This window comes from Dactylosporangium sp. NPDC005555, from assembly GCF_040605635.1.
Classification (GTDB): Bacteria; Actinomycetota; Actinomycetes; order Mycobacteriales; family Micromonosporaceae; genus Dactylosporangium.
Window position 1 is genome coordinate 38,102 of record NZ_JBEXDG010000007.1, and the last position, 17,688, is coordinate 55,789.

General features: G+C 73.1%; 17 protein-coding genes. 12 read left to right on the top strand and 5 right to left on the bottom strand.

What is annotated here, in order from left to right:
• Window positions 1-273: 273 nt before the first annotated feature.
• The 11 genes from ABZS58_RS10375 (at window position 274) to ABZS58_RS10425 (ending at window position 12,159) form a co-directional block, all read left to right on the top strand.
• Window positions 274-2,085, top strand: coding sequence for a serine/threonine-protein kinase (locus ABZS58_RS10375; protein ID WP_354779760.1), 1,812 nt, complete (start codon window positions 274-276; stop codon window positions 2,083-2,085).
• A gap of 119 nt (window positions 2,086-2,204) precedes the next feature.
• Window positions 2,205-2,669 carry an Rrf2 family transcriptional regulator gene (locus ABZS58_RS10380; RefSeq protein WP_354779762.1) on the top strand — a complete coding sequence of 155 codons (465 nt, stop codon included), beginning with the start codon at window positions 2,205-2,207 and terminating at the stop codon, window positions 2,667-2,669.
• On the top strand, window positions 2,666-3,703 hold the full coding sequence (locus tag ABZS58_RS10385) for a sulfate ABC transporter substrate-binding protein (RefSeq protein WP_354779764.1): 1,038 nt from the start codon (window positions 2,666-2,668) through the stop codon (window positions 3,701-3,703). Before ABZS58_RS10380 ends, ABZS58_RS10385 begins: the two co-directional genes overlap by 4 nt.
• Entirely contained in the window at window positions 3,700-4,557 is an 858-nt protein-coding gene (gene cysT / locus ABZS58_RS10390) for a sulfate ABC transporter permease subunit CysT (RefSeq protein WP_354779766.1), read from the top strand. Before ABZS58_RS10385 ends, cysT begins: the two co-directional genes overlap by 4 nt.
• Window positions 4,550-5,410: a sulfate ABC transporter permease subunit gene (locus tag ABZS58_RS10395; RefSeq protein WP_354779768.1), complete on the top strand. Its 861-nt coding sequence runs from the start codon at window positions 4,550-4,552 to the stop codon at window positions 5,408-5,410. The genes cysT and ABZS58_RS10395 overlap by 8 nt, the downstream gene beginning before the upstream one ends.
• Window positions 5,407-6,408 carry a sulfate ABC transporter ATP-binding protein gene (locus ABZS58_RS10400; protein WP_354779770.1) on the top strand — a complete coding sequence of 334 codons (1,002 nt, stop codon included), beginning with the start codon at window positions 5,407-5,409 and terminating at the stop codon, window positions 6,406-6,408. Before ABZS58_RS10395 ends, ABZS58_RS10400 begins: the two co-directional genes overlap by 4 nt.
• A 290-nt stretch (window positions 6,409-6,698) precedes the next feature.
• Window positions 6,699-7,115 carry a hypothetical protein gene (locus ABZS58_RS10405; protein WP_354779772.1) on the top strand — a complete coding sequence of 139 codons (417 nt, stop codon included), beginning with the start codon at window positions 6,699-6,701 and terminating at the stop codon, window positions 7,113-7,115.
• Between the two features lie 32 nt (window positions 7,116-7,147).
• Window positions 7,148-8,581, top strand: a complete 1,434-nt coding sequence (locus tag ABZS58_RS10410; protein WP_354779774.1) for an MFS transporter — start codon at window positions 7,148-7,150, stop codon at window positions 8,579-8,581.
• 133 nt (window positions 8,582-8,714) lie between these two features.
• Window positions 8,715-10,568, top strand: coding sequence for a M14 family zinc carboxypeptidase (locus ABZS58_RS10415; RefSeq protein WP_354779776.1), 1,854 nt, complete (start codon window positions 8,715-8,717; stop codon window positions 10,566-10,568).
• 65 nt (window positions 10,569-10,633) lie between these two features.
• The gene (locus tag ABZS58_RS10420) at window positions 10,634-11,122 is read left to right on the top strand and encodes a SigE family RNA polymerase sigma factor (protein WP_354779778.1); all 489 of its coding nucleotides are present in this window, start codon (window positions 10,634-10,636) and stop codon (window positions 11,120-11,122) included.
• Entirely contained in the window at window positions 11,122-12,159 is a 1,038-nt protein-coding gene (locus ABZS58_RS10425; protein ID WP_354779780.1) for a hypothetical protein, read from the top strand. The genes ABZS58_RS10420 and ABZS58_RS10425 overlap by 1 nt, the downstream gene beginning before the upstream one ends.
• A 146-nt stretch (window positions 12,160-12,305) precedes the next feature.
• On the opposite strand, the gene ABZS58_RS10430 is transcribed toward ABZS58_RS10425, so the two are convergent.
• A complete protein-coding gene (locus ABZS58_RS10430) occupies window positions 12,306-13,406 on the bottom strand; it encodes a sugar kinase (protein ID WP_354779782.1) in 1,101 nt (366 codons plus the stop codon).
• Entirely contained in the window at window positions 13,403-14,032 is a 630-nt protein-coding gene (eda, locus tag ABZS58_RS10435) for a bifunctional 4-hydroxy-2-oxoglutarate aldolase/2-dehydro-3-deoxy-phosphogluconate aldolase (protein ID WP_354779784.1), read from the bottom strand. Before eda ends, ABZS58_RS10430 begins: the two co-directional genes overlap by 4 nt.
• A 46-nt stretch (window positions 14,033-14,078) precedes the next feature.
• On the opposite strand from eda, the gene ABZS58_RS10440 reads away from it, so the two are divergent.
• Window positions 14,079-14,831, top strand: a complete 753-nt coding sequence (locus ABZS58_RS10440) for an IclR family transcriptional regulator (protein ID WP_354779786.1) — start codon at window positions 14,079-14,081, stop codon at window positions 14,829-14,831.
• Here ABZS58_RS10440 and ABZS58_RS10445 read toward each other — a convergent pair.
• From ABZS58_RS10445 to ABZS58_RS10455, 3 genes are read right to left on the bottom strand one after another with little or no spacing between them, the layout of a single operon-like run.
• The gene (locus ABZS58_RS10445; protein ID WP_354779788.1) at window positions 14,810-15,469 is read right to left on the bottom strand and encodes a hypothetical protein; all 660 of its coding nucleotides are present in this window, start codon (window positions 15,467-15,469) and stop codon (window positions 14,810-14,812) included. The genes ABZS58_RS10440 and ABZS58_RS10445 overlap by 22 nt on opposite strands.
• Window positions 15,466-16,704, bottom strand: a complete 1,239-nt coding sequence (locus ABZS58_RS10450; protein WP_354779790.1) for a dihydrolipoamide acetyltransferase family protein — start codon at window positions 16,702-16,704, stop codon at window positions 15,466-15,468. Before ABZS58_RS10450 ends, ABZS58_RS10445 begins: the two co-directional genes overlap by 4 nt.
• The gene (locus ABZS58_RS10455; protein WP_354780153.1) at window positions 16,704-17,678 is read right to left on the bottom strand and encodes an alpha-ketoacid dehydrogenase subunit beta; all 975 of its coding nucleotides are present in this window, start codon (window positions 17,676-17,678) and stop codon (window positions 16,704-16,706) included. Before ABZS58_RS10455 ends, ABZS58_RS10450 begins: the two co-directional genes overlap by 1 nt.
• Window positions 17,679-17,688 lie beyond the last annotated feature (10 nt).

Sequence of the window (17,688 nt, forward strand, 5' to 3'; positions counted from 1 at the left end):
GCCCATTGCATGTTCGCCGAACGACGTAATTCACCGATTTGACCTGCGCCACTGCGAAACAGTGAGCTTTTTACCGGCGAATGAAGAATTGCATCGCGAAATGGCTGCGCCAGACATGCAACAGATGAACAGCGGGCCGCTTCCCGGCCAATCGGGCGCAGGCCGCACAACGGGGCCGAGGGTGGCAGATCGTGTGAGGACGGTCGGCAAAACCGCCGGCGGTCGATGGGGCGGCGGTTAGACTCGCCGCAGTCCTGCCATCCGGGAGGCCCCATGGTCACCGCCCCGCAGATCCGTGGTTACCGCGACCTCACCGTGATCAGCGCGCGGGGCGGTCAGGCGCACGTGTATCGGGCGCGCAAGGCGACCATGGACGGTTCCGCCGTCGCCATCAAGGTCTACCGGCGGGACCTCGACGACGCCGACCGGCGGCGGTTCCTGCGCGAGGTCCAGGCACTGCAGGCGCTGCAGGGCCGCCCGCACGTGGCGCGCCTGCTGGAGGCCGACTTCACCGCCGACGGCCCCGGATATGTCGTCATGGACCTCTACGCCGGCTCGGTCGCGGACCGCCTCGCGGTGGACCGGACGCTGCCGGTGCGCGACGCGCTGCGCATCGGCGCGGAGGTCGCCGAGGCGCTCACCCACACGCACGAGGCCGCGGTGCGCATCCTGCACCGCGACATCAAGCCGGGCAACATCCTGCTCACCACCGACGGCACCGCGGTCCTCTCCGATTTCGGCATCTCCGCGATCTACCGCGACGACGGCCGCTTCACCGCCACGGCCCGGCTGGGCACCCTCGGGTACACGGCGCCGGAGGTCCACGCCGGGCAGCCGGAGAGCGTCGCCTCGGATCTCTACTCCCTGGGCGCGACGCTGCACACGCTGCTGACCGGCGCGCCGCCCCGGCAGGACCACGACCTGGACGCCGTCCCCGAGCCGGTCGCCGCGGTGCTGCGGCGGGCCCTGTCGCCCGACCCGGCGGACCGGCAGGAGTCCGCCCGGCGGCTGCGCGATGACCTGCTGCGCGCCGCGGACCTCATCACCTCCGCGTTCGCGGCGCAGGCGCCGCCCCCGACGAAACGGCTGCCGCCCTCCGCCGGCTCCGCGGCGGTCCGGCCGCGGCTGATCGAGCCGCCGGCCACCGACCCGGACCTGGGCCGCAACATCGCCGCGGGGCTGGCCGCGCTCGCCGGCGGCCTCGGCGTGCTGGCGCTGGTGGACTGGCCCTGGTGGGGCAGCGCGCTGCTCCTCGCGGTGCCGCTCGGCGCGGCCGTGGTGGTGCGCCGGGCGCTGGGCACGGCGAAGCTGTTCGGCCCGGCCGCCGCGGCGACCCTCGTCTGCTACGCGGTGCCGTGCCTGTTCGCGCTGTCGCGCATCGGCGAGCATCCGTTCACCGGGATCGTGATGCTCCTGTTCACCCTCGTCGCGTTCGGCGGGCAGGTCACCGCGACGCACGAGATCGAGCGCTACGCCCGGCAGGACATGGCCCAGTCGGAGACCGCGCGGGCCAACCAGGAGCGCGGGCAGCTGTTCGAGCGGTTCCGCGACCGGTACTGGCTCGACGACAGCCACCCGCCGGACTGGCTCGACGACGTGCTCGGCCCGCTGCCCGCCGCCCGGGCGATGCCCTGGCAGCAGGGCGGGCAGGAGGGCGGGCAGGGCGGGGCCGTGCGATTCGTGGTGGTGTGCGACCGCAGCGTGGTGCTGCTCGCCGTGCTCGACGGTGTGCGCCCCGGCACGTACGAGCTGAACCCCGCCGACGGGCACCCCTGCCGGGTGTTCGCCGACGGGCGGCCCAACACCTCGGTCGACATCCGGCTCAAGGAGCTCGCCCGCAGGGTCGACGCGACCGGCTGGGGCACCGCCGGCGTCGGCGTGGGCTGTGTCGTGGTGCTCACCACCGACGGGGTGCGCTCCGACGGCATCCGGCTCGCGCCCGCGCAGTTCGCGTCGACGGGGCTGACCGTCGTCGTGGCGCGGGACACCGGGGCGGCGCTCGTGCGGCAGCTGGCCGGCGCCGATCCGCAGGTCATCGACCCTGTCCTGGTGCGGATGGCCGGCGAGCGCGCCCAGCGCCCCTGACCCCCGGTCGATGTAACGCAACCCACACGTCTTGACACCGGGCGTCCCGCAACTATTCTAATCCTACCTACTAACTAGACAAGATAGGCAATGCCAGCACAGCGGGGGACCTGATCCGAGTGCACATCTCTGTCCGCGCCGACTACGCGATCCGGGCGATGCTCGCGATCGCCGCGGCGGAGCCGGGCCGGATCACGGCCTCGGAGCTGGCGCAGAACGAACGGATGTCCATCGGCTCACTGCAGACGGTCCTTCTCGAACTTCGCCGCGTCGGGCTCGTGCACAGCCACCGCGGCACGGAGCGGGGATACGGCCTCGCCCGACCGGCGTCAGCCATCACGGTCGGCGAGATCCTCCGCGCCATGAACGGCGCACTGACCACCGTGCGGGGCCTGCCCACCGACCAGGCCACGTACGACGGGGTGGGGCGCGGGTTGCGCAAGGTCTGGCTGTCCGTCGACACCGCGGTCAACACGATCGTCGACAAGGCCACCCTCGCCGACCTGCTCGCCGACCTCGACATCGACACCGAACGCACGACCCCTATGCGCACTGCCGACCCCAGGAGGACAGGTTCCCCATGAAGCACCCCATCAGAGCGACCGCCGCTCTCATGCTCGCCGCCGGCCTGGTGCTGTCGGCGTGCGCGGGGACCACCAAGAAGGACGACGCCGGTGCCGGCGGCTCGTCGACCACGCTCAACATCGTCGGCTTCGCGGTGCCTGAGGCCGCCAACAAGGCCATCGCCGCGGAGTGGAACAAGACCCCCGCCGGCAAGGGCGTGAAGTTCCAGACCTCCTACGGCGCCTCCGGCGACCAGAGCCGCGCGGTCGTCGCCGGCCTCAAGGCCGACTACGTGCACTTCTCGGTGTCCAGCGACGTGACCCGCCTGGTCGACGCCAAGCTGGTCGACCCGAGCTGGAACCAGGGCCCGAACAAGGGCATCGTGTCCTCCTCCGTCGTGGTCCTCGCGGTGCGCCCCGGCAACCCGAAGAACATCAAGGGCTGGGACGACCTGATCAAGCCCGGCGTCGGCATCGTCACCCCGAACCCGGCCTCCTCCGGCGCGGCCCGCTGGAACGCCCTGGCCGCGTGGGGCCACATCGCCGCCAACGGCGGCACCGACGCGCAGGCCGGCGAATACCTCGCCAAGCTCTTCGCCAACGTCGTCGCGCTGCCCGGCAGCGGCCGCGACGCCACCACCGCCTTCATCGGCGGCACCGGCGACGTCCTGCTCGCCTACGAGAACGAGGCGATCCTGGCCCGGCAGAGCGGCGAGAAGCTCGACTGGGTCTACCCGGACACCACCATCCTCATCGAGAACCCGGGCGCGATCCTCACCAACGCCGACCCGAAGGCGAAGGAGTGGCTGGAGTTCGTGCTGAGCCCGGCCGGTCAGCGCCAGTTCGCGCTCAAGGGCTTCCGCCCGATCGTCCAGGGCGTGGACACCAAGGGCGTCGAGGGCGCGGTCGACCCGAACAACCCCTTCCCGGCCCCGACGAAGCTGCTCACCGTCGACAAGGACTTCGAGAGCTGGTCGAAGCTCTCCAAGAAGTTCTTCGACGAGAAGGAGGGCCTGATCGTCAAGATCATCGCCGCGTCGGGCAAAGCCAAGTGACCTCAGCGACCATCGAACCGGGCCGGCCGGCGGGCAACCGCCGGCCGGCCCGGTCGGCCGCGTCCGGCCACCCCCTCACACGCGTCTCCGGCCTCGGGCTCGGGGTCGCGATGCTGTGGTTCAGCCTCCTGGTGCTCATCCCCCTCGCCGCGGTGGTGGCCGTCGCCGGATCCGAGGGATGGGGCGGCTTCTGGGAGGCGGTCACCGCCGAGCAGACCCTCGCGTCGATCGAGCTGACCGTGTTCACCTCCATCGGCGTCACGCTGGTCAACGTCGTCATGGGCACGCTCATCGCCTGGGTGCTGGTCCGGGACCGGTTCTTCGGCAAGCGTGTCCTGGAGGTGCTGGTCGACATCCCGTTCGCGCTGCCGACGATCGTCGCCGGTCTGGTGCTGCTGTCGCTGTACGGGCCGACCAGCCCGCTCGGCGTCAACATCGCCAACACCCGGGTCGCGGTCTTCGTCGCCTTCCTGTTCGTCACGCTGCCGTTCATCGTGCGGACCGTGCAGCCGGTCCTCGCCGAGATCGACCGTGACGTCGAGGAGGCCGCCGCCTCGCTCGGCGCCAGCCGGTTCACGATCTTCTGGCGGATCATCCTGCCCAGCCTCACCCCGGCCATCACCGCCGGGGCCGCGCTGTCCTTCGCCCGCGGCGTCAGCGAGTACGGCTCCCTCGTGCTGCTGTCGGGCAACCTCCCGATGCGCACCGAGGTCACCTCCGTGCGCATCTTCAGCAGCATCGAGAACGACCACCTGGAGAACGCGGCGGCGGTCGCCACGGTCCTGCTGGTCATCTCGTTCGCCGTCATCGTGATCCTCGACGTGATCCAGCGAAGGACGGTCCGCCGTGGCTGACACCCTGGTAAAACCGGCCCCGAAGCAGGCCACCGGCAAGGCCTGGACCCGCAGGCGCGGCCCGGTCGCTTACCTCGTCCGGCTGATCGTCGTCACCTACCTCTTCTTTTTGGTGGCCTGGCCGGTGTACCTCGTCGGCCAGAACACGTTCAAGAACGGCTTCGAGGACCTGCGCGGCATCCTCACCGACCCCGACGTCGTGCACGCCCTGCACCTGTCGGTGGAGATCGCGATCATCGCCGTGATCATCAACACCGTCTTCGGCGTCGGCATCTCGATCCTGCTCGTGCGCTACCGCTTCCCCGGCAAGCGCCTGCTCAACGCCCTGCTCGACGTGCCGCTGTCGGTGTCGCCGGTCGTCGTCGGCCTGTCGCTGGTGCTGGTCTACGGCGGCCGCAACGGCTGGTTCGGCCCGACCCTGGAGAGCTGGGGCCTGCAGATCATCTTCGCCGAGGCCGGCATGGTCATGGCCACCGTCTTCGTCGCCCTGCCGCTGGTCATCCGCGAGGTCGTGCCGGTCCTCGAAGAGGTCGGCGAGGAGCAGGAGCAGGCCGCCCGCAGCCTCGGCGCCAACGCGTGGCAGACCTTCGCCCGCATCACCCTGCCGTCGATCAAGTGGGGCATCATCTACGGCGTCGTGCTGAGCCTCGCCCGCGCGCTCGGCGAGTTCGGCGCGGTGAAGATCGTGTCGGGCAACGTGCTCGGGCTCACCCGCACCGCACCGCTCGTCGTCGAGGAGAAGTACCTCAACTTCGACAAGGGCGGCGCCTACGCGACCGCGTTCCTCCTCGCGCTCGTCGCCGTGGCCAGCATCATCGTCGTATCCGTCCTCCGGCCGAAGGAAGACCGTTGAGCATCGAAATCGCAGGGGTCGGCAAGCGCTTCGGGGACTTCGTCGCGCTCGACAACGTGTCGGTGAGCATCCCGTCGGGCCGCCTCACGGCGCTGCTCGGCCCGTCCGGCGGCGGCAAGTCCACACTGCTGCGCATCATCGCCGGCCTGGAGCGCGCCGACACCGGCCGGATCGAGATCGAGGGCGTCGACGCCACCGACCTGCCGCCGCAGAAGCGCAACGTCGGCTTCGTGTTCCAGCACTACGCCGCGTTCAAGCACATGTCGGTGCGCCGCAACGTCGCCTTCGGCCTGCAGATCCGCAAGCGGCCCAAGGACGAGATCGCGGCCCGCGTCGACGAGCTGCTCAAGCTCGTGCACCTGTCCCAGTTCGCCGACCGGCTGCCCGCCCAGCTCTCCGGCGGCCAGCGACAGCGCATGGCCCTCGCCCGCGCCCTGGCGATCAAGCCGACGGTGCTGCTGCTCGACGAGCCGTTCGGCGCCCTGGACGCCAAGGTCCGCAAGGAGCTGCGCGACTGGCTGCGCCGCCTGCACGACGAGGTCGAGGTCACCACCGTCTTCGTCACCCACGACCAGGAGGAGGCCCTCGAGGTCGCCGACGAGATCGTCGTCATCAACGACGGCCGCATCGAGCAGATCGGCTCCCCCGACGACCTGTACGACCGCCCGGCCAACGACTTCGTCATGCGCTTCCTCGGCCCGGTCACCCAGCTCGGCGACCACCTGGTCCGCCCGCACGACCTGCAGATCGGCACCACCCCGGCCGGCCCGGACGACGTGACCGGCACGGTCTCGCGCATCACCCGGATCGGCTTCGAGATCCGCATCGACGTGACCACCGCCTCCGGTCAGGAGGTCATCGTCACCGTGACCCGCAACGAGTTCCTCGCCCTGGGCCTGGAAGCCGGCGCCACCGTGCACCTGCGGATCGCCCCCGGCAGCCCCACCACCGCCGTCGCCGCCGCTCCCCCCGCGGACCTGGCCAAGGCCGGCGTCTAGGACCTGGGCACCCGGGCCGCGCGGCGACCCGCCGCCCGGCCCGGGCTCCTCGTGTTCGCCGTCGCCCTCGCCGTCCGGCGGCCGTGACGGCGCGACGGCGACCACCTGACGCGCCCGCACGACCTGCACATCGGCACCGCACCCGCAGGCCCCGGCGACGACGTCGTCACCGTGACCCGCGGCGGGTTCCCCGCCCTGGCCTGAAGACCGGCCGCCACTGCTGTCCACCCGCCGGGCGTGACCTGCTCCCGCACCGGCCGACGTGGGATCGTGGCGCGGGTGACGCCGTGATGCGCCGGACCCGGGGCGGCACGCCGACCCTGGCGGCGGTGTTCCTGGGCGGGGTCGCCTGCTGCGAGGCGGCCGGGGCGTGGGACGTGCGGCTGCCCGTCGTCATGCACCCGGGCAACGCCGCGTTCGGGCTGCTGCTCGTCGCCGCCGTGGCCGTCGAGGTGAGCCTCATGCGGCGCGGCGGTGACGGCCGGCGTGCGTACGTGTACGGCGCGATCGCGTCGATCCTGGCCGCGTTCGCGATCTGGAACGCGGCGAAGGCGTGGCTGTGCGACCCGGACTCGCTGATCCAGGGGCACGCGGCCTGGCACCTGCTGTGCGCCGTGTCCGTCTACCTCCTCTACCGCTACTACGCGAGCGAGCGCCGATCTTGTGGTGGGACGGGCCCGGCGCATATCGTGGCGCCACGACCCTAAGGGAAACACTGTTTCCCAATGAGGAGGCGGCCGTGGGCAAGAGCGAGACCGTGCGGGTGGAGGCGTTCGCCGGGCGGCCTCCGGTCGCCGTCGACCCGGGCAGGACCGCGCCGCTCGGGTGGTGGCCGGCGATCTGCGTGGCGCTCGTCGCGTTCGTCGACCGGGTCGAGTACAACCTCCTCGCCGGGGTCGTGCCGCAGATCCAGGAGGAGTTCGGGCTCAGCGACAAGGCGGTCGGCGCGATCCCGACCGCCGGCGCGATCGCGGGCGTCGTGCTGCTGCTGCCGGCGGGGCGGCTCGCCGACACCGGCCGGCGCAACTGGATCATCGCCGCGGTCGTCGGCACGTGGGCGCTGCTGACCCTCGGCACGGGGCTGGCCACGTCGTACGCGCTGCTGTTCGGCATCCGGGTGCTGCTCGGGGCGGCGGGGCAGCTCTACAACCCGCCCGCGTCCAGCCTCCTCGCCGACTATTTCCCGCCCGGCGGACGGGCCCGCGCGTACGGCCTGGAACGCCTCGGGTACTTCGTCGGGCTCCCGGTCGGGGTCCTCGTCGGCGGGGCGCTCGCGCAGGCGGTCGGCTGGCGGCACGCGTTCCTGTTCGTCGCCGTGCCCGGTGCGGTCATCGCCGTGCTGTGTCTCACCGTCCGCGAGCCGGTCCGCGGGCTCGGCGACCGGATCGGGGCCCTCGCCGCCGGGACCGCGCCGCCGGTCGCCCCGAGCGCGGCGGAGGAGGCGTTGCCCGTACACCGGCAGCTGCGGCAACTCGCGCGGATCCCGACGCTGCGGTCGGTCGTCGCGGGGCTGACCATCATGTTCTTCGGCCTCGGCGGCCTGTTCTTCTGGATGCCGACGTTCTACCAGCGGCAGTTCGGCCTGCAGGAGGCGGCCGCGACCGGGATCGCCGGCGGGGTCGGCGGCGTCGGCATCGTGCTCGGCGTGATCGTCGGCGGCCGGTACGGCGACCGTTACCACGGACGGCGGCCCGGCTGGCGGATGGTCCTCGCCGGCACCGCCCTGTTCGCCGGCGCGCTCGGCCTGGCCGTCGCCGCGCTCGTGCCGGTGCTGCCCGTGCAGATCGCCGGGTACTTCATCGCCAACGCCGGGTTCGCCGCGGCGATCCCGAACCTGACCGCCGCCAACGCCGACGTCGTCCCCGCACACCGGCGCGGCCTGGGCTTCGCGGTCCTCAACGCGGTCGTGACCCTCGGCGGCGCGGCCGGGCCGTTCCTCGTCGGGGTCGCCTCCGACGCGCTCAGCGGCGGCGGCGGGCCGGGGTCGCTGCGCGGCGCGTTCACGGTGCTGCTGCTGCCCCTCGGCGCCGGTGCCTGGATCATCCGGCGCGGCGGCCGCACCTTCGACGCCGACATCCGCCGCGCCGCCGGCGGCGGTGCGTCTCCCGGCGAGCCCGGCCCGACGGCCCGGCAGCCAGGTCCGCCGGACCGGGGCGGCGTGGGCGGCCGGTAAACGCTGAAGCGCGGCAAAACGCCGGAACGCGGCGAAACGCGGAACCGCGTTATTGAAAAGACGTATGTTGATATGACCTTGGGTTGGATGGTCACCTGGTAGCTCGTTCACCTCCACCACCCAAGGAGGCTTGATGAGCCACCCCCGTAGGCGCACCATCCCCCTCACGATCGCGGTGACCGCCGCACTCGTGCTCGCCGCGATCAGCCCGGCCGGCGCCGCGCCGACCGACGCGGCGCCGGCCGAGACGTCCGCTCCCTACCTGGTGAGCGGGGTCGGCACCCTCGACCAGCGCAACCAGGTCGCCGCGACCGGCGCGGCGATCGACGGCATCGACCACGGCGTCGCCGACATCACCGCGACCCCGTCGGAGGTCGCGAAGCTGCGGCAGCTGGGCTTCACCGTCACCCGGGCGCTGCGGCCCGCGACCCCGGGCGGCCCCGCGACGATCCTCGACTTCCCGTCCGCGGACTCGATGTACCACAACTACGCGGAGATGACCGCCGAGCTCAACCAGGCCGTCGCCGACCACCCGGCGATCCTGCGCAAGACCAGCCTCGGCACGTCCTACGAGGGCCGGGACATCCCGGTCATCAAGATCTCCGACAACGTCGCGACCGACGAGGACGAGCCCGAGGTCATCTACACCGCGCACCAGCACGCCCGGGAGCACCTCACCGTCGAGATGGCGCTGTACCTGGTCAAGCAGCTCACCGACAGCTACGGCACCGACGCGCGGATCACGAACGTCGTCAACTCGCGCGAGATCTGGATCGTGCCGGACATGAACCCCGACGGCGGCGAGTACGACATCGCCACCGGCGCCTACCGGTCGTGGCGCAAGAACCGCCAGCCGAACGCCGGCAGCAGCAACGTCGGCACCGACCTCAACCGCAACTGGTCGTACAACTTCGGCTGCTGCGGCGGGTCGTCGGGCACCACCAGCTCCGAGACCTACCGCGGCCCGTCGGCGTTCTCCGCGCCGGAGACCCAGCGGGTCCGCGACTTCGTCCTCAGCCGGCGGGTCGGCGGGGTGCAGCAGATCAAGACGCACATCGACTTCCACACCTACGGCAAGCTCGTGCTCTGGCCGTTCGGCTACACCACCGCCAACACGGCACCGGGGCTGGACGCCGACCAGGAGGCGACGTTCCGCACGCTCGGCGTCCAGATGGCCGGCACCAACGGGTACACCCCGGAGCAGGCCAGCGACCTGTACATCACCGACGGGTCGATCGACGACTGGATGTGGGGCGACCAGCGCATCTGGTCCTACACGTTCGAGATGTACCCGGGCAGCGGCGGCGGCGGCTTCTACCCGCCCGACGAGGTCATCGCGGCGCAGACCGCGCTGAACCGGGAGTCGAGCCTGCAGATCGCCGAGTACGCCGACTGCCCGTACCGCGTCATCGGCAAGGAGGCCCAGTACTGCGGCGCGAGCCCCGGCACCACGGTCTGGTCCGACGACTTCGAGACGAACAAGGGCTGGACGGTGAACCCGTCCGGGACCGACACGGCGACCAGCGGCGCGTGGGAGCGCGGTGACCCCGAGGCCACCGACTCCAGCGGCCCGAAGCAGCTCGGCACCACGGTCAGCGGCAGCAACGACCTGGTGACGGGACGCCTGGCCGGGTCCAGCGCCGGTGCGAACGACGTCGACGGCGGCACGACCAGCGTCCGCTCGCCGAGCATCGCGCTGCCGGCCACCGGGACGCTGACGCTGAGCTACTCGTGGTACCTCGGCCACGGCAGCAACGCGTCGTCGGCGGACTTCTTCCGGGTCAGCGTGGTCACCGGCAGCGGCACCACCGTGCTGTTCACCGCCGCGGGCGCCGCCACCGACCGGGACGCGGCCTGGGCGACCGGCAGCGTCGACCTCACCCCGTTCGCGGGGCAGAGCGTCCAGATCCTCGTCCAGGCCGCCGACGCCTCCACGGCCAGCCTGGTCGAGGCCGGCGTCGACAACGTCGTCGTCCGGCAGGCATAGACGCCTTTTCAAGAGCCGCCCGTCCCGTGTCTACGGGGCGGGCGGCTCGCGGCGTCTACTAGGACGTGACGTTCGAGGAGTACGCGTTCGCCCGCACCCCGGCGCTGTTCCGCTTCGCCAGGCTGCTCACCGGCGACGAGCACCGGGCCGAGGACCTGGTCCAGGACGTCCTCGCCAAGGCCTACGCCCGCTGGGGCCGGATCTCCCGCACCGACCGGCCGGACTTCTACGTCCGCCGGATGCTGGTCAACGCCCACCACTCGTGGTGGCGGCGGCGCAGCAGCCGGGAGGTCACCGTGGAGACCGTCGCCGAGCGGCCCGCGACCGCCGACGAGGCCGCCGAGGTCGCCGACCGTGACGCGCTGTGGCGGCTCGTCCTGCGGCTGCCCGCCCGGCAGCGCACCGTCATCGTGCTGCGCTACTACGAGGACATGGACGACGCGCGCATCGCCGAGATCCTCGACTGCTCCACGGGCACCGTGCGTACCCATGCGAAACGGGCCCTCGAAACGCTCCGCGCCGCGCCGTCGGCGTCACTCACGGGAGGGTTCTGATGCGCACCGACCTCGACCGGCGGCTCGCCGCGACACTGCACGCCCGGTCCGGCGACGACGTCGACCCCGCCCCGATCGTCGCCCACGCCCGCCGCCACGGACGGCGGATCCGGTTGCGGCGCAGGGTGGTGGCCGGGGCCGCGGTGTGCGCCGTGCTGGTCGCGCTCGCCGCCACGGTGCCGTGGCAGCGGCCCCCTGCCGTGCCGGCCGCACCGGCGGTCGCGCTCGCCCTGCCCCTGGCCCCCGGGGTGCCCGGCGCGCTGGAGCGCCCCGACGCCGTCGGCGCCGACCCCGGCGTCGTGCACTTCGCCGCCGACGACGCGATCGGCGGCGCCGACTACGCCACCTGGAGCTCCGGCTACGGCACCGAGAGCGTCGAATACCTCAACCGGGCCAGGATCGTGCTCGCCGCCAGCGTCGAGGCGCTGCAGGCGGCCCCGCTGCGCCTGCCGGTGGCGGGCAGCCCGACGACGCCGGTCGACGCGCGCGTCGGCGACCGCCCGGGGACCGCGTGGTCCGACCTGAAACCCGACGGCCTGGGGCGGCTGTGGTCGGTGCGCTGGCAGCCCGGCGACGGCCTGTGGGCGCAGCTCGACCTGTACGCCGCGGACCAGGGCGAGGCGGTCGCGGCGGCGGCCCGGGTGACGTTCGACGAGGCCCGCCGCTGCGTGGTGCCCTTCAGCCTGCGGGCGCTGCCCGCCGGCGCGCGGGTGCTGGGCTGCTCGGTGGTGCTCGGCACCCCGGAGCACGACGGCTTCGCCGAGGGCACCCTGATCGTCGGCGACGGCGCCGGCCGGTGGCTCACGGTCCGGGCCGAGCGCACCCCGCCGGGCATGGAGCAGGTCACCGGCGACCTGGCCGCAGGCCCCTACCAGGCGGCGCGCACCGGCGACGGCCTGCTGGAGATGCTCGTGCGGCCGTGCCTCGTCGACCTGTTCCTCACCGACCGGGGCAACGGCTACACCGAGCAGGACGGCCTGCGGGTCCTCGGCGGCTACCTGCCGGTCCAGGACATCGACCGCCCGGACACCTGGTGAGCCTTTGCGACGGCTACGCCGGGCGGGACGCCCTGACCGTCCTGGGCGGCTACCGCCCGGTCACCGACCTCGCCCACCCGGCAAACCCCGGCGGGCGGCTGTGCGGAGCCGTCCCGCCGGGGTCGGAAACCCTTCAGCGCTGGACCTCAGCGCTGGACTCTGGCGCCGCCGCCGCGGACGAGGGACTCGACCTCGGCGAGGCTGGCCATCGACGTGTCGCCCGGGGTGGTCATGGCGAGGGCGCCGTGGGCGGCGCCGTACTCGACTGCGGTGGCGATGCCCCCGTCGCGTTCGAGCAGGGCGAAGATCAGGCCCGAGGCGAAGCTGTCGCCGCCGCCGACCCGGTCGAGGATCTCCAGCGCCGGCCGGTGCGTCGCCTCCGCGAACTCGCCGCCCGCCCAGGCCACCGCGCCCCAGTCGTTGACCGTGGCGCTGTGCACGGCGCGCAGCGTGGTCGCGACCACCTGGAAGTTCGGGTACTCCTCGACGACCGCCGTGATCATCGACTTGAACTTGCCCGCGTCGAGGGCGCCCGCGTGGATGTCGGTGTCCGGGACCGCGAAGCCGAGGCAGGCCGTGAAGTCCTCCTCGTTGCCGATCATCACGTCGACGAGGCCGGCGAGGCGGCGGTTCACCTCCTGGGCACGCGCCTTGCCGCCGACCGCCTTCCACAGCGACGGCCGGTAGTTGAGGTCGTAGGAGACGATCGTGCCGTGCCGGCGGGCGGCGGTCATCGCGGCCTCGACGGTCTCCGGTGCGGTCTGCGACAGCGCGGCGTAGATGCCGCCGGTGTGCAGCCACCGGACGCCGAGCGTGCCGAACAGGTGGTCCCAGTCGACGTCGTCGGGGCGCAGCTGGCCGGCCGCGGTGTGACCCCGGTCCGACGTGCCGACGGCGCCGCGCACCCCGAAGCCGCGCTCGGTGAAGTTGAGCCCGTTGCGCGCGGCGCGGCCGATCCCGTCATACGGCACCCAGCGGACCAGCGACGTGTCGACGCCGCCCTGCAGGATCAGATCCTCGATGAGGCGACCGATCTCGTTGTCGGCGAACGCGGTGACGACCGCGGTCCGCAGGCCGAAGCAGCGGCGCAGGCCGCGGGCGACGTTGTATTCCCCTCCGCCCTCCCACGCCTGGAAGGTGCGGGCGGTGCGGACCCGGCCGGCGCCGGGGTCGAGGCGCAGCATCACCTCGCCGAGCGAGACCAGGTCGTAGCGGCAGTCGGCGGCCGGGCGCGGCGTGAGGGTCATCCGGCCACCTCCACCGCGGCGGCGGCCCGGGCGGTGACCTCGTCCCAGCGCCGCTCGGACAGCAGCTCGGGCGCGACGATCCAGCTGGCGCCGACGGCGAGGACCGACGGCAGCGCCAGATAGCCGGGCATCACCTCGGGCGTGATGCCGCCCGTCGGGATGAACCGCACCCCGCGGAACGGCGCCGACAGCGCCTTGATCATCGGTGCGCCGCCGAGCTGCTGCGCCGGGAAGAACTTCACCAGGTCCAGGCCCGCGTCGAGGGCCATCTGGATCTCGGTGGCGGTGGCGACGCCGGGCACGACGAGGACGCCGGCGTCCTGGCAGGCGGCGACGACCGCGGGCGCGAACCCGGGCGTCACCACGAACCTGGCGCCGGCGGCGATGGCGCGCTCCGCCTGCTGCGCGGTGAGCACCGTCCCGGCGCCGACGACGAGGTCGTCGCGGCCGGCGAGGGCCTCGATCGCGTCGAGTCCGGCGGCGGTGCGCAGGGTGATCTCGGCGGACCTCAGGCCGCCCTTGACCAGGGCGTCGCCGAGTGCGCCGGCGTGGGTGGCGTCCTCCAGGACGACGACCGGCACCACGCGACCTATGGCGAGTTGTTCATCATTCTGAACGTCAGTCACGTGGGTGAACATAGTGGAAGCCGGGGCGGTTCGCTACAGTGGCGCCGTGCAGTCCCCGGTCAAGTCTTCGGCGCGGACCCTTGACGTGCTCGAGGTCCTCGCCGGCGAGCCGCGCGCCTGGACGCTCGTCGACCTCGCCCGCGCCCTCGACATCCCGAAGAGCAGCCTGCACGGGCTGCTGCGGACGATGACCGCCCGCGGCTGGGTCCGCGCCGACGAGACCGGCACCCGTTTCCGGCTCGGGATGCGCGCCCTGCAGGTCGGCGCCGCCTATCTCGACGGCGACGACAGCGTCACGGTGCTGGCCGGCGTGCTGGACGAGCTGTCCCGGCGGCTGGGCGAGACCGTGCACCTGGGCCGGATCGACGGCGACCGGATCGTGTATCTCGCGAAGCGCGACTCGACGCACCGGCTGCGGCTGTTCAGCGCCGTCGGCCGGCGGCTGCCCGCGCACGCGACGGCGCTGGGCAAGGCGCTGCTCGCCCAGCACACCGACGCGGATGTCGAGGCGATGCTGTCCTGGCCCCTGGAGCGGCTCACGCCGGGCACCCTCACCGACCGCGGCGACCTGCGCCGGGCCCTCGCCGCGGTCCGCGAGACCGGTTACGCGGTCGACCGGGAGGAGAACGCGGAGGGCATCATGTGCTTCGCGATGGCGGTGCCGCTGACGACGCCGGCCACCGACGCCGTCTCCGTGTCGGTGCCGACCACCCGGATGAGCGCCGACGTCGAGCGGCGCGTCGTGGACGCCCTCACCGACCTGGTCCGGCCGCTGGGTCAGGCCCGCAGCATGCTGTAGGCGTCCGTCAGGGCCGCGGTGAGCGCCCCGACGGTCAGACCGCCCTCGACGGCACCCACGGTGGCCGGGTCGAAGTCGTAGCCGAGCGCGGCGTACGCGGCCGTCAGCGGCGCCCGCAGCGCCTGCCCGCCGGTCACCTGGAACACGGAGCTGAACAGCCAGCCGTCCCTGGTGACACGCTGCGCGGAGCCGACGACCTTGACGGTCCCGCCGAGGTTGACGCTGTACTCACCGGGGCAGTACTCGCCCGGGACGGCGCCGATCCTGGCGTCCGCGCCGAGGCCGGTGAGCACGGCGACGTGCAGGGCCGCGAACCGCCGGAACCGTTCGACCGTGCCGAGGGACGCGCCGGGGGTGCGGCACACGTGGTCGACGACGACGCTGCCCCGGTGGTACAGCGCCAGGCTGCCGCCCTGGGGCCGGACCACCGGCGTGAACCCCGCCGCGCGGACCGCCTCCACGGCCGCCGCGTAGCCGGGCCGCAGCGTGTCGCGCCGGCTGAACGCCGCCGTCGGCGCGGGCGTGAAGATCCGCAGCAGCTCCGGCGCCGTGCCCTCGCGCAGCAGCCGCGGGCCGAGCTCGACGTCGGCCGCGGGACCGCCGGGCAGCGGCCCCGGGTCGAGCAGGACCGCGGTCACAGCCTGGCGATGACGGAGGCCGGGTCCTCGATGGCGTCGGCGACGCTGCGCATGAACCCGGCGGCGGTCCCGCCGTCGCACACGCGGTGGTCGAACACGAAGCTCATCTGCGCGATCTTCCGGACGCGGATCTCGCCGTCGACGACCCACGGCCGGTCGATGATCCGGCCGAGGCCGAGGATCGCGACCTGCGGGTGGTTGATGATGGCGGCGCTGCCGTCGACCCGGAACGCGCCGTAGTTGTTGAGCGTGAACGTCCCCGCCGCCAGCTCCGCCGCACCGGTGCGGCCCTCGCGGGCCCTGGCGGTGAGCGCGCGGATCTCCTCGTCGAGCTCCGCGGTGGTCATCGCGTCCGCGCCGGCGACGGCGGGGACGACGAGCCCGCGGGCGCCCTGCACGGCGATGCCGAGGTCGATCCGGTCGAACTCGACGATCTCCTGCCGTGCGGTGTCCAGGCGCGCGTTGAACACCGGGTACTCGCGCAGGGCGGCGACCACGAACCGCGCCACGTAGGCGATCAGCCCGGGCCCGGCGGGGTTGCCCGCCCGCAGCTGCCACAGGGGCGTCGCGTCGACGTCGACCCAGACGGTCGCCTCGGGGATCTCCGCCCGGCTGCGGGTCAGCGCCGCCGCCACGGTCCTGCGGAAGCCGTTCAGCGCGGTGCGCCGCTCCCCCGGTACCGCGACGGTCGTGGCCCGCTCGACGTCGGCGCGGACGATGACGCCTCCGGCGCCGGTGCCGTCGACGGTGCGCAGGTCCACGCCCTTGGCGCGGGCGAGGTTGCGCACCAGCGGCGAGATCACCAGCGGGACCCGCCGGGCGGCGACGGCGGGGGACGCGGGCGCGGCGGGCCGGACGTTGGCGCGGGGCCTGCGGTGCCGGCCGGTGGCGGGGCCGCCGGAGGTGCCGTAGCCGATGAGGACGTTGCCCGATCCGGCCCGCTCCTCCTCCCGGTACGTCTCCCGTGCCGCGACCGCCGCGGGTGCCGCGGGTGCCCTGTCCTCGGCCGCGATCGAGATGAGGGGGCTGCCGACCTGGACGGTGGTGCCGGGGGCGGCGTGCAGGGTCTGGACCCGGCCCGCGTACGGCGACGGCACCTCGACGAGGGACTTCGCGGTCTCCACCTCGGCGATGCTCTGGTCGACGGCGACCGTGTCACCCTCCGCGACGAGCCACCGCACGACCTCCGCCTCGGTGAGCCCTTCGCCGAGGTCGGGCAGCAGGAACGTGGCCATCACTGCTCCCACTGCAGGTCGTCGACGGCGTCGAGGACCCGGTCGACGCCGGGCAGCTGGAAGTGCTCCAGCTTCGGCGGCGGGTACGGGATGTCGAACCCCCCGACGCGGCGGATCGGGGCGGCGAGGGCGTTGAAGCAGCGCTCCGTGACCCGGGCGACGATCTCCGCGGAGACCCCGGCGAACCCGGCGGCCTCGGCGACGACGACGGCCCGCCCGGTGGAGCGGACCGCGGCGCAGACGGTCTCGTCGTCGAACGGCACGATCGAGCGCACGTCGACCACCTGCAGGCTGCGGCCCTCCTGCGCGGCGGTCTCCGCGGCTTCGAGGGCGACCGGCACGGCGGGGCCGTAGGCGATGAGGGTGGCGTCGGTGCCGTCGCGGCGCACGACGGCCGTGCCGATGCCCGGCGCCCGGGACGGCAGCTCCACCTCCTCCTTGCTCCAGTAGAGCTTCTTCGGCTCGAGGAAGATCACCGGGTCGGGCGAGGCGATGGCGGCGCGCAGCAGCGCGTACGCGTCCGACGGCGTCGACGGGGCGAGCACGTGCAGGCCAGGCGTGTGCGCGTAGTAGGCCTCCGACGAGTCGCAGTGGTGCTCGACGCCGCCGATGCCGCCCGCGTACGGGACCCGGATGACCATCGGCAGCGCGACCCGTCCGCGGGTGCGGTTGCGCATCTTCGCGACGTGGCTGACGATCTGCTCGAACGCCGGGTACGCGAACGCGTCGAACTGCATCTCGACGACGGGACGCATGCCGTTCATCGCCATGCCGACGGCCATGCCGACGATGCCGGACTCTGCGAGGGGCGTGTCGAAGCAGCGGGTCTCGCCGAAGTCGGCGGTGAGGCCGTCGGTGATGCGGAAGACGCCGCCGAGCGCGCCGACGTCCTCGCCGAACACGACGACCGTGGGGTCCTCGGCCATGGCGTCGCGCATCGCCCGGTTCAGTGCCTGGGCCATCGACAGCTTCATGTGCGTCGTC